Annotated in this window: 12 protein-coding genes; 5 read left to right on the top strand and 7 right to left on the bottom strand. The window is 50.7% G+C overall.

Annotation, left to right across the window (positions count from 1 at the left end; genetic code table 11):
* The first annotated feature begins 41 nt into the window (after positions 1–41).
* Positions 42–2,042 carry a bifunctional tRNA (5-methylaminomethyl-2-thiouridine)(34)-methyltransferase MnmD/FAD-dependent 5-carboxymethylaminomethyl-2-thiouridine(34) oxidoreductase MnmC gene (mnmC, locus tag BZG80_RS02385; RefSeq protein ID WP_077678654.1) on the top strand — a complete coding sequence of 667 codons (2,001 nt, stop codon included), beginning with the start codon at positions 42–44 and terminating at the stop codon, positions 2,040–2,042.
* 145 nt (positions 2,043–2,187) lie between these two features.
* On the opposite strand, the gene BZG80_RS02380 is transcribed toward mnmC, so the two are convergent.
* The 4 genes from BZG80_RS02380 to prmB form a co-directional block, all read right to left on the bottom strand.
* Positions 2,188–2,466: a YfcL family protein gene (locus BZG80_RS02380; protein ID WP_021023105.1), complete on the bottom strand. Its 279-nt coding sequence runs from the start codon at positions 2,464–2,466 to the stop codon at positions 2,188–2,190.
* A 10-nt stretch (positions 2,467–2,476) separates the two neighbouring features.
* Positions 2,477–3,022, bottom strand: coding sequence for an elongation factor P hydroxylase (locus tag BZG80_RS02375; RefSeq protein WP_077678653.1), 546 nt, complete (start codon positions 3,020–3,022; stop codon positions 2,477–2,479).
* Between the two features lie 97 nt (positions 3,023–3,119).
* On the bottom strand, positions 3,120–4,181 hold the full coding sequence (gene aroC, locus BZG80_RS02370) for a chorismate synthase (protein WP_021023103.1): 1,062 nt from the start codon (positions 4,179–4,181) through the stop codon (positions 3,120–3,122).
* A gap of 161 nt (positions 4,182–4,342) precedes the next feature.
* The gene (prmB, locus tag BZG80_RS02365; RefSeq protein ID WP_028569641.1) at positions 4,343–5,275 is read right to left on the bottom strand and encodes a 50S ribosomal protein L3 N(5)-glutamine methyltransferase; all 933 of its coding nucleotides are present in this window, start codon (positions 5,273–5,275) and stop codon (positions 4,343–4,345) included.
* A 121-nt stretch (positions 5,276–5,396) separates the two neighbouring features.
* On the opposite strand from prmB, the gene smrB reads away from it, so the two are divergent.
* The gene (smrB, locus tag BZG80_RS02360) at positions 5,397–5,927 is read left to right on the top strand and encodes an endonuclease SmrB (RefSeq protein ID WP_021023101.1); all 531 of its coding nucleotides are present in this window, start codon (positions 5,397–5,399) and stop codon (positions 5,925–5,927) included.
* Here the strand turns inward: smrB and sixA are convergent.
* Positions 5,924–6,409, bottom strand: coding sequence for a phosphohistidine phosphatase SixA (gene sixA, locus BZG80_RS02355; RefSeq protein WP_077678689.1), 486 nt, complete (start codon positions 6,407–6,409; stop codon positions 5,924–5,926). The genes smrB and sixA overlap by 4 nt on opposite strands.
* Positions 6,410–6,551: 142 nt before the next feature.
* Between sixA and BZG80_RS02350 the strand changes: the two genes are divergently transcribed.
* Positions 6,552–9,329: an insulinase family protein gene (locus tag BZG80_RS02350; RefSeq protein ID WP_198532911.1), complete on the top strand. Its 2,778-nt coding sequence runs from the start codon at positions 6,552–6,554 to the stop codon at positions 9,327–9,329.
* A gap of 84 nt (positions 9,330–9,413) precedes the next feature.
* On the opposite strand, the gene fadJ is transcribed toward BZG80_RS02350, so the two are convergent.
* Both fadJ and fadI read right to left on the bottom strand, forming a co-directional pair.
* Complete coding sequence (gene fadJ, locus BZG80_RS02345; protein WP_077678652.1) at positions 9,414–11,552, bottom strand: fatty acid oxidation complex subunit alpha FadJ; 2,139 nt, start codon at positions 11,550–11,552, stop codon at positions 9,414–9,416.
* Positions 11,552–12,862 (bottom strand): acetyl-CoA C-acyltransferase FadI, encoded by a 1,311-nt coding sequence (fadI, locus tag BZG80_RS02340; protein ID WP_077460329.1) that lies wholly within the window; start codon positions 12,860–12,862, stop codon positions 11,552–11,554. Before fadI ends, fadJ begins: the two co-directional genes overlap by 1 nt.
* Positions 12,863–13,343: 481 nt before the next feature.
* On the opposite strand from fadI, the gene BZG80_RS02335 reads away from it, so the two are divergent.
* Both BZG80_RS02335 and BZG80_RS02330 read left to right on the top strand, forming a co-directional pair.
* Positions 13,344–13,859, top strand: a complete 516-nt coding sequence (locus tag BZG80_RS02335; protein ID WP_077460328.1) for a sigma-70 family RNA polymerase sigma factor — start codon at positions 13,344–13,346, stop codon at positions 13,857–13,859.
* The gene (locus tag BZG80_RS02330; protein WP_077678651.1) at positions 13,846–14,544 is read left to right on the top strand and encodes a DUF3379 family protein; all 699 of its coding nucleotides are present in this window, start codon (positions 13,846–13,848) and stop codon (positions 14,542–14,544) included. Before BZG80_RS02335 ends, BZG80_RS02330 begins: the two co-directional genes overlap by 14 nt.
* The last annotated feature ends 297 nt before the right edge of the window (positions 14,545–14,841 follow it).

Here is a 14,841-nt window from a genome sequence, read left to right as displayed (position 1 = left end):
AGTACAATTTCCATCTTCTCTTTCCTGTGTATGAGGCATTTGTGAGCACTCCCTCAATCGACCATGCAAAAATCAGCTGGAATGATACAGGTACGCCTGTTGCTGATCAGTTCGACGACGTCTACTTTTCCAGTCACGACGGCTTAGCTGAGACGCGCTACGTGTTCCTGGGGCAAAATCAGTTACCCGAACGTTGGCATACGGCAACTCAGTCACGCTTTGTGATTGCAGAAACCGGATTTGGGACCGGGCTAAACTTTCTCGCCACCTGGCATGCCTTTGACCAATTCCGCCATGCTAACCTTGATAGCACCGTCACGCACCTCCACTTTATCAGTTTTGAAAAGTACCCTTTGACCGTAGAAGATCTCGCGCGTGCCCATCAAGCTTGGCCAGAGCTTGCAAACTATGCTGAACAACTTCGCGCCCATTACCCCGTACCGTTAGCGGGTTGTCAACGTATTGTATTAGCTGATGGTCAGATTACACTCGATTTGTGGTTTGGGGATATTAAAGATTGGTTACCACAAGTACCAACAGGTCAGAAAGGGATTGTTGATGCCTGGTATTTAGATGGTTTTGCCCCAAGCAAAAACCCTGAAATGTGGAACCAGGATTTATTTAATGGCATGGCAAGACTTGCGCGAGAGCAGTGTACCTGCGCGACTTTCACCGCGGCCGGCTTTGTCCGCCGTGGACTGATTGACGCCGGCTTTGACATGAAAAAGGTAAAAGGCTTTGGTCACAAGCGAGAAATGTTAGCGGGCGCTTTGCCTGCTCGCCAAGCCACTGCCAGCCATCCACCTTGGTATGCGCGCACACCCGCCGCAACAGCGGATGACATTGCCATTATTGGCGGTGGTATTGCCAGTGCAGCCTTGATTAGCGCATTACTTCAGCGGGGCAAGCAAGTCACGCTTTATTGCCAAGACCCGCAGCCAGCGGCAGGCGCATCCGGAAATCAGCAAGGAGCGGTTTATCCACTCCTTAATGGTAACAACGACAACTTGAGTCAGTTTTTTGCGCCCGCTTTTTTATTTGCTCGGCAGTTTATTCGCCAACAGGCTGAACAAGGCATCGCCTTTGAACATGACTGGTGTGGTGTTACCCAACTAGGCTATGACGAGAAAAGCGCCTCTAAACTCGAAAAAATGCTTCATGGCGCATTTCCTGAGGCACTGGTCATGCGCGTAAGCCAAGACGCAGTGACAGAAAAAGTGGGAGTAGAAACTGGGCATGCCGGTGTGTTTTACCCGCTGGGCGGCTGGCTCAGTCCGCAACAGTTTACCGCAGGCGTGATTGGTGCCGCTATCACCCGCGGACAGCTAAGCGCGCATTTTGATTGTCACATCAAGGCGTTAACACAAACGGACAATGGTTGGACCCTGAGTACCGCCAACGGTGAGCTGTGTCACCAGAACGTGATTATCGCCAATGGGCACCAAGCGGATAGCTTTGATCAAACGGCGCCCATTCCGGTTTACCCCGTGCGCGGCCAAGTGAGCCATGTCCCCACCAATGCTGACCTCCGCGCACTGAACACGGTGTTATGTTTTGAGGGCTATTTAACACCGGCAAATCAGGCTGGCGAACATTGCTTAGGCGCAAGCTATGTGCGCAACAATGCCGACCTTGAATTTCAATCGGCCGATCAGGTTGAAAACCAGCAGCGCTTAACCGACTGTATTGACACTGATTGGGCGCATCATGTACCTGTTGCCGAAACAGGACGCGTTGGTGTGCGCTGTGCCAGTCGCGACCACCTGCCATTTATCGGCAATGTGTGTAATTACGACGCACTGCTTTGGGCCTACCAAACCCTGCAAAAAGACAAGGAAAAAGCCGGTTCCGTCCCTGTTTACCCTGGGCTATATTGCCTTCTGGGGCTTGGTTCTCGCGGTCTTACCTCCGCGCCTCTCGCCGCAGAAATCCTCGTCGCTCAGTTATGTGATGAGCCCTTGCCTTTGCCACAGTCAGTACTCGATACCCTGCACCCGGGACGCATGTGGGTCCGCAAACTGCTAAAAGGTAAAGCGGTGTAGCGAATGGTTAGTTATATACCGGTAAAAACAAGCAAGTGTGGGTAAAAACAACCAAGCCATCGTCGAGGCGATGGCTTGATAATCACTCGATACCGCAGAACAGGAGTTGAAAAGCGCAGTTATTGAGAAGCGCGGTATTGCAGTATTAAGCCGATTTTTCGACTTGTTGCTGAAGCAGATCCCAAAGCGCCCCGACCAAGCGTTGATCGCCCGGTGAGAGTTCACTCGCATTTTTCGACAAGCTAGTATCCACGCGCGCTTTTAATGACGCCACTTCATCCATGCCCTCTAACTCACAATCCGCAGCCGCCAGCGAGACGTGGCCGCGTAAATAGCCACTCGCAAATAATTCATCGTCTGAGGCAGTGTCTACCATCTCATCGATTAATGCCAAAATGCGTGCTTCATAATCTTGAACTTTCATCTTATTAACCTTAGCTGGGCAACGTAAAGTCATCGGGCCCCAGAGCAGAGACACCGTAAAAGTCTCGCAAGGTATCAGAAAACTGCTTAGCGCGCACGGGCAAAGCCGGGCTTGCCTCTACGTCAGATAAATAATCAATGACTTGCTGACGGACTTTGCCCGCAAAGGCATGGCGATCGGGCTCTACACCACTTAAGTTGTCGCAGCTGACTTGAAAACGAAAACCACAACTTGCCGCAAGGATCCACTCAATCGCTTGAGGCTTCACTTCTACCGCTTCAAACGCGGCTTGCGTATCAGCATCGCGGCCATCGGGGTGATACCAATAGCCATAATCTTCCAGTTGACGGCGTTTCTCACCGGCAATGGTCCAGTGTGCGATTTCGTGTAGCGCTGAGGCAAAAAAACCACGCGCAAAGATCACGCGGTGATGCGGGTGATTTGAATTCGCCGGCAGATAAATAGGCTCATCGCCGCCCAATAACAGCTCGGTGTTAAAAGTCGCGAGAAAGGTTTGGTTAAACAGTTGAATTAAATCGTGATAGTTATGAGTCATAGGGGAAAGTTACAAACATGCCCCGCCAACGAATGACGGGGGGAGCGTCAACAAATAACAAGATACATGAGGCGTGTGTGAATTGGCGGGCCGGCTTTTAACGGCCAACTTGCCCACGATGACGGAGTAAATGGTCCATCAGTACGATTGCCACCATGGCTTCGGCAATCGGCACCGCGCGGATCCCCACACAAGGATCGTGACGGCCTCGCGTCACCACATCGGCAGCGTCACCATGAACATCAATACTCTTACCCGGCACTGTGATGCTAGAGGTAGGCTTTAATGCCAAGTGCGCGACCAGTGGCTGCCCTGAAGAGATACCGCCAAGAATGCCACCGGCATGGTTCGAGGCAAACCCGTCCGGGTGGATTTCATCACGATGCTCACTGCCACGCTGATTCACCACGTCAAACCCATCTCCGATTTCGACCCCTTTCACCGCGTTAATCCCCATCAATGCATGGGCAATATCGGCATCTAAACGGTCAAACACCGGCTCGCCAAGGCCGACAGGAAGGTTTTCTGCCACCACGGTGAGCTTGGCACCGATTGAATCTCCGTCTTTTTTCAGTTGACGGATCAGCGCATCCAATTCCTCAAGTTTATTCACATCTGGGCAAAAGAAAGGGTTTTGCTCAACTTGCGCCCAGTCGACGGTATCGATAGTGACCTCGCCCATTTGCGCCAGATAAGCGCGCACTTGAATGCCGTGCTCTTGCGCAAGGTACTTTTTAGCCACCGCACCGGCTGCCACGCGCATGGCTGTCTCACGCGCCGACGAACGACCGCCGCCACGATAATCACGGACGCCATATTTATGGTGATAGGTGAAATCAGCATGGCCTGGACGAAACACATCTTTGATTTTCGAATAATCTTTTGAGCGTTGATCTGTGTTTTCAATCATCAACCCAATCGATGTGCCGGTGGTTTGGCCCTCAAACACGCCAGAGAGAATTTTGACCGCATCGGGCTCACGGCGCTGCGTGGTGTACTTAGACGTGCCCGGCCGGCGACGGTCTAGATCCTGTTGCATGTCTGCTTCCGTCAGCGCTAACCCCGGTGGGCAGCCATCAATAATAGCGCCTAACGCCACGCCATGACTTTCTCCAAAGGTGGTGACGCGAAAAATTTGTCCAATCGTATTGCCTGCCATGCCTTCCTCTGTTTGCCTGATGGGCATTGTTGTGTTTTTGCATACTTTGTTAGCAATTAACCATAAAGCAACCAAAGACGCAAAAAAATCCGCTGACTCGCCCCCTAAATAGAAAAAAGCCAGCACAAGGGCTGGCTAAGTAACACGAGCAAAGGCACGCATTAATCGCGATAAAGGGCAAATTCATCGGCACAGGCGACTAAATCGCGACGCGTGATCATAAAGACACCATGGCCTCCCTGCTCGAATTCAAGCCAATGCAAGGGCAAATGACCATACTGCTCTTGCATATGCACCATGGAGTTGCCCACTTCACAGATCAACACACCGTCTTCGCTAAGATAATCCGGCGCATTGGCAAGCATTCGACGCACTAACTTCAATCCATCCGTCCCCGCGGCGAGGCCCAGTTCCGGCTCATGACGGAACTCATCCGGTAAGTCGTCCATGTCTTCTGCATCGACATAAGGCGGGTTGCTCACAATTAAATCGTATTTGTCTTGTGGCACTTCTTTAAGCAAATCGGAACGGATTGGGATCACTTGCTCTTCCAAGCCGTGATCCTGAATATTGATTTCGGCAACATCGAGCGCATCGGTGGAAATATCAACCGCGTCTATCTCGGCATCGGGGAAGGCGTAAGCACAGGCAATCGCAATACAGCCACTGCCGGTACACAGATCCATTATTCGGTTCGGTGCGTGCGGCAAAATACCGGCAAACTCTTGTTGGATGAGCTCACCTATCGGAGAGCGAGGCACCAACACCCGTTCGTCGACGAAAAACTCTAAGCCACAGAAATAGGCCTTATTGGTCAAATACGCGACCGGCGTTTTATCGTTAATACGCGCAATCACACGCTCAACAATACGATGCTTTTCACTGGTTGTTAGGCGAGAAAAACGGGTTTCAGACGGGACATCAATAGGAAGATATAAGGTCGGGAGTACCAGCTGAACCGCTTCATCCCAAGCATTGTCAGTGCCATGGCCGTAAAATAACCCTGCCGCATTGAAACGACTGACTGTCCAGCGCAGCATGTCTTGCAGCGTATGTAACTCACTGACCACTTCTTCAGTAAAAATCGTATCCACATTGGCCTCCATCGGCTTCATGCAATTTGGGGTCGCCCTTTGACGCTAGGTCAGTACAATAAGCAGCATTTTGAGCTGGCTGATTGTACAATGAGCCTATTACCTCGGAGACAGTTTTTTTATGAGCAAAAAACCATCGATGACGGAAGAGGAGTTAGCACTATTCCGTGATGCCGTCAAAGGCGCAAAAAAGTTGGAGCAGGATACCATAAACCCGCCACAACGCCAGATGAGCAAACCACGTAAACAACGCCAGTTTGAGCGGCAAAGTAGCGACCATGCCTTTTATTTCTCCGATCAGTTTGAGCCACTTTTAACGGAGTCAGGGCCCATGCACTATGCGCGGCAAGACGTCTCTAAGTACGAAGTCAAACGGCTTCGTCGTGGCGTCTATGTGCCCGATATCTATTTAGATTTACATGGCATGACCCAAACCGAGGCAAAGCGAGAGCTCGGGGCGATGCTCGCCGAGTGCGTCAAAGAGGGGACCGGCTGTGCCAGCGTGATGCACGGTATTGGTAAAGGCATCCTCAAAGAAAAAATCCCCCTCTGGCTCGCCCAGCATCCCAGCGTGATGGCGTTTCATCAAGCGCCACGCGAGTTTGGTGGCGATGCTGCCCTCTTGGTATTAATCGAAGTGCCTGAGCGTTAGCGTCCGAGCTGACGTGGCGACATCAGGGTAGCCAGTGACGCCTGTTGCGTCGCTGTGTCAACGTCAATGATCGCCATTGCCGAGGTGGCAAACATTGGCGGTTGGCCCTCTTTTACCCATTCATTGGTCAAGTAGCCAACCAGCGGTAAATGTGAGATCAACAAAATCACACCGGGATTATCTACCTCTATCATCGCGCTTAGATACGTATGGACCAGATCGCTGTTTCCATACGGCGTAATACCCTCTTCAGTGAGTACTTCGCCAGCGGCAGGCAATAGAGGCGCACATGCTTGCCATGTCTGTTGCGCGCGTAAATACGGACTGACGAGTACTTTATCAATGGCCTGCCCGTTAAGCTGCTGCTGGAGCCAGGTTGCCATTTGTTGGCTTTGTTGCTCGCCATGCGCGGTCAATCCGCGTTCACTATCACTGGCCGCGAAAGCTTGTGCTTCGCCATGACGCATTATGATCAATTTCATCGCGTTAATACCCACACTTCTATACTGAGATTTGCTGCATGCTACCAAGGTAAAACACCAAAGACCAAATAAGTGGTTTGCGACTCTGGTCAGTGGTAGTCATACTTAACCTTAACTTATTTACTTTAAAAGTGAGTTGCTTGTGTACGTCAGCCCAAACGACAACAAACACTACCGTTATATCACGCTGCCTAATGCATTGCGTGTTTTACTGATCAACGATCCACAGGCGCATCGCAGCGCCGCGGCCTTGTCGGTCAATGTGGGGCACTTTCATGATCCGGTAGACCGACAAGGGCTCGCTCACTTTCTCGAGCACATGCTATTTTTAGGCACTGAGTCTTATCCAGTGATTGGCGATTTTCAGCGATTTATCAGCCAACATGGTGGCCATAACAACGCCTGGACGGGGACAGAAAATACCACCTTCTTTTTCGATATTCGTCCCAATCAGTTCGCTCCCGCCTTAGATCGCTTCAGCGCTTTCTTTATTTCACCGCGTTTCGACGCAGATGCCGTGGATAAAGAACGTCAATCAGTTGACGCTGAATATCGCATGAAGCTCAATGATGATGTGCGACGTATCTATCAAGTTCACAAAGAAACCATTAATCCTCAGCATCCGTTCGCCAAATTCTCCGTCGGTAGTGTAGAAACATTGGCTGACCGTCCGGATCAATCAGTGCGCGATGATTTGATCGCATTTTATCACGCCAATTACAGCGCGAATTTGATGACGGTTGCGCTCACCGGACCACAATCGCTCGATGACCTTGAGGCGCTGGCCCAGCAATATTTTGCCGCGATTGCTAATCATGATTATCCCGTGCTTACCGTTGACGCACCGCTAGTGACCAAGGCCGAGCGCCATCAATGGGTCACCATTGCGCCGCTTAAAGAGGTGCGCAAACTCACCCTCGCTTTCTCCGTGCCAGAAAGCCCTGATCAATATCGTACCAAGCCTTTATCTTACATTGCCCATCTGCTCGGTTATGAAGGCCCGGGTAGCCTGATGTCATTATTAAAAAATAAAGGCTATATCAACACACTCTCAGCAGGCGGCGGGATCAGTGGGCGAGACTTTCGCGAGTTTACACTTGGCTTTGCGCTCACCGAATTGGGCTTAAGCCACATCGACGATATCATCACCCATGTTTTTGAAGCGATCGCATTGATTCGACAGAACGGTGTCCAAGCTTGGCGCTATCAGGAAAAGCGGCAAGTGCAAGAGTTAGCTTTTCACTATCAAGACGCACTTCGCCCTATTGATACCGTGAGTCAGTTGGTCATGAATATGCACCATTACGCACCGGCCGATCTCTTGTATGGGGATTATATGATGGCCGGCTTCGATCACACTCAAATTCAAACCATGTTGCAGCATATGAGCGTCGATAACGTTCGAGTGATGCTGGTGGCAAAAGGCTTTAGCCATGATCAGCAAGCAGAATGGTATCAAACGCCTTATTCCATCAAACGGTTTTCTGCTAAGCAAATCGCACAATGGAAAACAGACTCGATATCGCCAGCGCTCGCCCTACCGGATCCAAACCCCTATATTGCCGATGCACTGCACCCGCTCCCCGTTGAGCCCGACCAAAGTGACACCCCGCACTTAATCGAGACGTTGCCAGGCTTTCGTCTCTGGCATGGCCAAGAGCCACACTTCCGCGTGCCGAAAGGGCATGTCTATATTGCCATTGATAGCCCACATGCGGTCGCGACGGTTAAAAATATTGTCATGACCCGGCTTAGCGTTGAGATGTTATTAGAAGCATTGAATGAGCAAGCGTATCAGGCCGAAATTGCGGGCATGAATTACAATTTGTATGCGCACCAAGGCGGCGTGACCTTAACCCTCAGTGGCTTTAACGATAAGCAACCTTTATTACTCAAGCTGATTTTACAGCGATTTTCTCAGCGCAGTTTTAATCCCGAACGCTTTGAAACGATTAAAGCGCAGCTAAAACGAAGCTGGGAAAATGCCGAGAAAAATAAACCACTCAGTCAGCTGTACAACAGTATGACCGGCTTATTGCAACCCAATAACCCACCATATCATGCCCTTTTAAGTGCATTAGAGACGGTGACATTGCGCGATCTACCTGAGTTTGTCGAGGCCATGCTCGCCACCCTCCATGTCGATATGTTTGTCTATGGCAATTGGCACCTTAACCATACGCAAGCACTGGCCAACACCGTTAAAGATGCGCTACGCGTAGAAGGGCAAGCCTATCAAGAATCGGTGCGACCGCTGACCTTGCTCGACGGTGTTGGCACCGTCAGTTATGAGCGCACTCTTGGACACGCAGAGTCCGCGCTCTTGGTGTATTATCAAAGCGCATCTACCGACCCGGAGGCGGTGGCGACCTATACCCTCGCGAACCATCTCATGTCGTCCGCTTTTTTTAACGAATTACGGACTAAACAACAACTTGGTTATATGGTTGGCGCGAACAATTTACCCCTCAATCGTCACCCTGGATTGATTTTTTACGTGCAATCGCCGTTGGCAGGCCCTGAGTTATTAATGGGGGCGATTGACGATTTTTTGAATGCGTTTTTTATGGTGCTCTTGGAGATGAGCGAATCGCGTTGGCAGAGCAGCAAACAGAGCCTACTCGCCCAGGTGCGAGAGCCAGATAATAATTTACGCGCGCGTGCGCAACGTTACTGGATCAGTATTGGCAACAAAGATTATCACTATCAACGTCGCGAGCAAGTGGCCGACGCCATGGCTGAGCTCACACGCGCTGATATGGTACGCTTTGTGGTCAATACCTTAAAACCAAGAACCGCCGATAGACTTGTGATGCACAGCTGTGGCATTGACCACCAAGACGATGCCACCTTAGACGGCGCTTACCCGATTACCGATATTGAGGCTTTCCGCGCACGATGTCGGCGCAGTGAAGACTAACCTACCGTTAAAATATAAAAAAACAGGGCCGCGCTTTATGGCCCTGTTTTTTGCTTGGCGCTCGCTCTTTTTTAAGCGACGCGCTTATTCGGTATCGGGATAGAAGACATCGCCTTCTTTCGCCATTGCCAACAGGCGTTCACAAGGCGCAAACCGTTCACCGTAACGATTTTGATGCGCTTGGAGCAAGCTCACCACACGTTCGATACCAATATGATCCATGTAGCGGAACGGTCCGCCCAAAAATGGCGGAAAGCCAATGCCAAAGATCGCACCAATATCGCCATCTCGTGCGGAGCGAATGACGCCCTCGTCGAGGCAACGTGCCGCCTCATTCAGCATCATCAGCGCGCAACGCTGGGCTACTTCATGACCCGACAAACTCGCATTGAGTTTAATGTTCAATAAGCTATAGATCTTTTTATCAACCTGCTTACCTTTGCTGCCTTTTTTACTGGCATCGTAGCGATAAAAGCCTTTACCGGTTTTACGCCCTTTACGGTCATCATTTAACAGCACATCAAAGACATCTGGCGCTTCAAAGCGCTTACCCAGCTCCTGGGTGAGAATTGGCGCAATTTTAGCCCCAATATCAATACCCACTTCGTCAAGTAACGTAATAGGACCGACCGGGAAACCAAAGTCGAGCAATGCATTATCGATATGCTCAATCGTTTCGCCAGCCAATAACACACGCGCCGCCTCGTTCATGTACGGGGCAAGAATCCGGTTCACATAGAATCCAGCGCTATCCCCCACCACAATCGGTGTTTTCCCCTGTTTGCGAGCAAGCTCAACCACGGTAGATATCGTCTTATCACTGGTCCCTTGGTGTGGAATTACCTCGACTAAAGGCATTTTTTCCACCGGGCTGAAGTAATGCAAGCCAACAACCTTCTCTGGCCGCTGGCTGCCTTCGGCAATTTGGTGGATAGGCAGTGAAGAGGTATTGGTGGCAAAAATAGCGTCTTTACTTGTTATCGACTCCATCTCTTGCACCATGCGGTGTTTTAGCGATAAATCTTCAAACACCGCTTCAACCACCACGTCAGCATTCGACAAGGTCGTGGCTTGTGTGTCACCAGACAGTTGCATCATGGTCGCTTGCAACTCAGCTTTACTGATTTGCTTGCGCTTCCGCTTTTTGTTGAGCAACGCGTAACTGTAGCGAAGCGCGTTTAAAATGCCGTCTTCACTGACATCTTTCACTCGCACGGGGTAACCGGCTTTGGCAACGGAGACATGGGCGATGCCCGCCCCCATCAAGCCACCACCGAGAACACCGACTCGTTCAACCTGACCTGGCTCAGCGTCCGCGCCATTTTCTTTTTTCATCGCGGTCGTTGCAAAGAAGAGACTGCGTAATGACTTTGATTCAGGCGTCATCACCAGCTCGCCAAACTGTCGAGCTTCTTCCGCGAAACCTGTTTTTAGTCCTTTATCTAGGCCTTTTTTGACCACCGCTAAGATAGCATCCGCTGCCGGATAATTACCCCGCGTTTTGGCACGCGCTTTTTTACCCGCTTGATCAAAGACGAGGTTACGCCCTACCGAATTTCCGCTTAACATCCAGCTTTGCCATGTCCGGCTACGTTTCGGCTTGGACTTTTGCGCCAACGCTTCGGCGACATCAAGCAGAACCGTATTCGGGACACAATCATCAATCACGCCGAGTTTTTTCGCTTTCTTCGCCCGAAGCTGCTTACCGGTTAGCATCATGTCCAATGCATCGGGGACGCCTATTAAGCGCGGTAAACGCTGCGTACCGCCCGATCCGGGAAGCAGACCAAGTTGCACCTCCGGCAAGCCCAGTCGCGTTTTATCCCAATCAGTAGCAACCCGACTGTGACAGGCAAGCGCTAACTCTAACCCACCGCCTAAACAAGGACCATGAATCGCAGCCACCACATGAAAAGGCAGTTTTTCAATACGTGAGAATAAGGCTTGTCCTTGCCCCGCGATCTCACTCGCTTGTTCGGCACTTTCACACGCCTCTAGCATGCGCACGTCAGCGCCTGCGACAAAGTTGTCCGGTTTGCCAGAGTGAATCACCAGTCCTTTAATCGACTGGTTGCCCTCGAGTTGATCCAGCACCGCTGAAACGCCCTCGACAAAACTCGCTTGCAAGGTGTTCATGCTCTCGCCAGGCACATCAATGGTCAGCCAAGCAATGTAATTATCAGCAATCGTTAGCGTAAAGGCTTGTGTATTATCGGTTGTCATTATTCTGCCTCCAAGATCATTGCAGCACCTAGCCCACCAGCCGCACACGCGGTGTTAAGCGCTAATCCTCCACCACGACGTTTAAGCTCACGCAGTGTTTGAGTGATCATGCGCGCGCCTGTAGCAGCAAAGGGGTGGCCGTAAGCAAGCGAGCCGCCCAGCACGTTGAATTTGTCCATATCAATTTCACCGATGGCGCGATCACGATTGAGGTGCTCACGGGCAAAGGTATCAGAGGCAAACATTTTCACATTCGATAGGGTTTGCGCGGCAAACGCTTCGTGCATATCAATTAAGGTGAGATCCGCCAACGTGATCCCCGCGCGGTCTAACGCCATCGGGGTCGCATACGAAGGGCCCATCAACATATCTTTTTGTACGCCAATCGCCGAAAACGCGTAGGAGCGTATATAGCCTAAGACCTCGAGTCCAAGCGCTTTAGCACGGCTTTCTGGCATCATTAATACTGCCGCCGCACCATCAGTAAGCGGCGTACTGTTTGCCGCGGTCACAGAGCCATGTTTACGGTCAAATGCAGGGCGTAATTTGGCATAATCTTCCAGGGTGGAATGGGGACGCAAGTTATTATCTTGTCCAATCCACGCTTTGTATGGTTCAGGGTACGCCGTCATGACTTCATCACTAAGCAAGCCTTCATCCCACGCTTTACTGGCAAGCTGATGAGAGCGAAGCGCGAGTGCGTCTTGATCGCCTCGTGAAATTTGATGTGACTTCGCCATTTGTTCAGCGGTCTGCCCCATGCTGAGGCCGGTTGAGTATTCGGCGACGGCCGGTGGTACAGGGGCTAAATCTTTAACCGATAGCTTACTGAGCAGCTTTAAGCGCTGACTCATGGTTTTCGCTTTGCTTAAATCTAACAAGGTACGGGCGAGCTTTTTGCTTACGCCAATCGGCAAGACCGATGACGAATCCGCGCCCCCGGCAATTCCCACTTGGATATTGCCTGCAATCATGCTTTCTGCCACATTGGCGACGGCTTGAAAGCTGGTCGCACAGGCACGGGTGACACTGTAGGCATCGGTGTGAATGTCCATCCCCGTACCCAATACAATTTCTCGCGCAATGTTGGGGGCTTCAGGCATTTGTACTACCTGCCCAAACACCACTTGATCAATGTCTTTTGGGGAAATACTGCTGCGGTTCAGCAGTTCTTGTACCACCATTTTGCCCAAATCAACCGCTGGCACATCAGTGAAAGCGGTTGATTGGCGCGCAAATGGCGTACGCAGCCCAGACACAATGGCAATACGATCGCCATTGCCGGTTTTAAGATGTTGCTGAGACGTCATCACTGCTCCTTAGGATGTTCTACAGGTCTGACCAGGATTGTAACCAAATTGTTACTAGCTTAAAACACCCGTTTTAATTGATTGGTAAGATTGCCAACAAGCGCACAGTTCCGTGTACCCTGTACCGAGAGTGATTTAATAACAGCAGATTGAAAAGAAACTACGGCATAAAAAAAGGGGCTACACGCTAGCGTGAGCCCCAAAAAAGATTGGAAAGCAAAACGATAATCTGGGAAGTGTGCAGTGCTTTTCCCGCACCCAGATCCGAACAGAAAGTCATATCATTCAAAAAGGAAACGCCGTTCACTCAACCTCACGAGTGTCGACACATGGCCGATAACGACAGGGTTAACTTTACCGATTTGCAGGGATTCAATATTGAAACAGATCAAACTTGTGCCGATTTTTCACCTAAGCTGAAATTAAATGACAAATCACTCGGTCTATAGACGGACGCATCGATTAAAAAGGTTCATCCTGCATGACTCGACAAGCCCGCTACGAGGCATTGGTACGCGCTTGGCACCGTGATCTCTACCGGTATGCCTATTGGTTGGCCAAAGATCCACATATCGCCGAAGACTTAGTTCAAGAGACGTGCCTGCGTGCCTGGCGATCCTTGGACAGTTTGCACGACGAGAAGGCAGCGAAAGCCTGGTTGATCACTATTTTGCGCCGAGAAAACGCACGACGTTTTGAGCGCAAACAGCACGATCATATCGATATACAAGACGGAGAATGGGAAGATAAAACCCGTCCCAGCCAAGAAGCTTCAATGGAGCAGCGCTGGTTACATCGACAAATTGCCGCCCTCGCCCCGGAATATCGCGAACCATTGGTGCTCCAAGTGATTGTCGGCTTTAGCGGTGAGGAAATTGCGCAACTGTTAGATTTAAATAAAAACACCGTGATGACACGCTTATTTAGGGCCCGTGCACAACTCAAAGAAGCGCTTGATAATCCAACGGCAGGAGGGCAACAGTATGGACGATCTTGAATTTCGACGCCGTCTTTTGGCCGACCCGTCTGATCCCGAGCTACAGGCATCGAAGGCGGCCTCTCCTCGTCATCAACGCTATGCCGAGGATGTCGCCAATCTCGATAGCAAAATAGACCAAGCGCTTCGCGTTGATGTGCCTGAGGACTTAGCCGATAAAATTCTATTTTCACAAACCAACGATACCGAGCAACCCAAGCGCCGAACTCGCGGGTACCTTGCTATGGCAGCATCCATTGCGTTTGTGTTTGGACTGACACTCGGCCAGTTAAATTGGGGCATTACGACGCCGGATCTAAATCGTACTGCACTGGATCACTACTATCATGAACAGACATTTATTGCGGGCATCAACGAAGCCGCGACGGTTGAGCAAGTGAACGCCAAATTGCAACCTTTTGGAAAAGCCTTCAGTAAGTTGCCAGGCGAGATCACCTATATTAATCATTGCAGCTTTGGTGGCCAACACGCACTGCATATGGTGATGCGAGCCAGCGGGCAGACCTATACGGTGTTTGTGGTGCCATCGGCCAGCCAAGCGCCAGCCGAGAAAAGCGATGGCACAATGCACTCGGTCAGCCTGCCGGTACAATCGGCCAATGTCATCGTGGTGGGCAAGACCAGCGGCCAGGCCGCTCCACTGGCTGAGCAGCTACAGCAACAACTCACGCCCACTGCAATCTAGTATCAAGCTGCGGATAATCAGCGACAGCTTACGCTGTTAACAGACAGGCTCCTGGACAACAAGGTGCCTGTTTTTAGCGACGATTCTCATCATCGACGTTAGCCAACCCGCTAACTCCCCTCTCTTTCGTTACAGCTGTTCGCTGAGTTTCCTTTCACCTGATGCGAATTCCATCAACTTATTAGATTATTCAACTGAAAAATAAAAAATTACAAATTATTATTTTATTTTAATCCATTTTGGCAGCGCTAAATTGATTTGCGCGCACGAGCTTTTACTCTAGGCCTCCCTTTAAAC

Origin of the sequence: Salinivibrio sp. MA440 (assembly GCF_001996265.1) — a bacterium.
GTDB classification, from domain to species: Bacteria; Pseudomonadota; Gammaproteobacteria; order Enterobacterales; family Vibrionaceae; genus Salinivibrio; species Salinivibrio costicola.
This window is presented reverse-complemented; position numbering and strand designations above follow the sequence as displayed.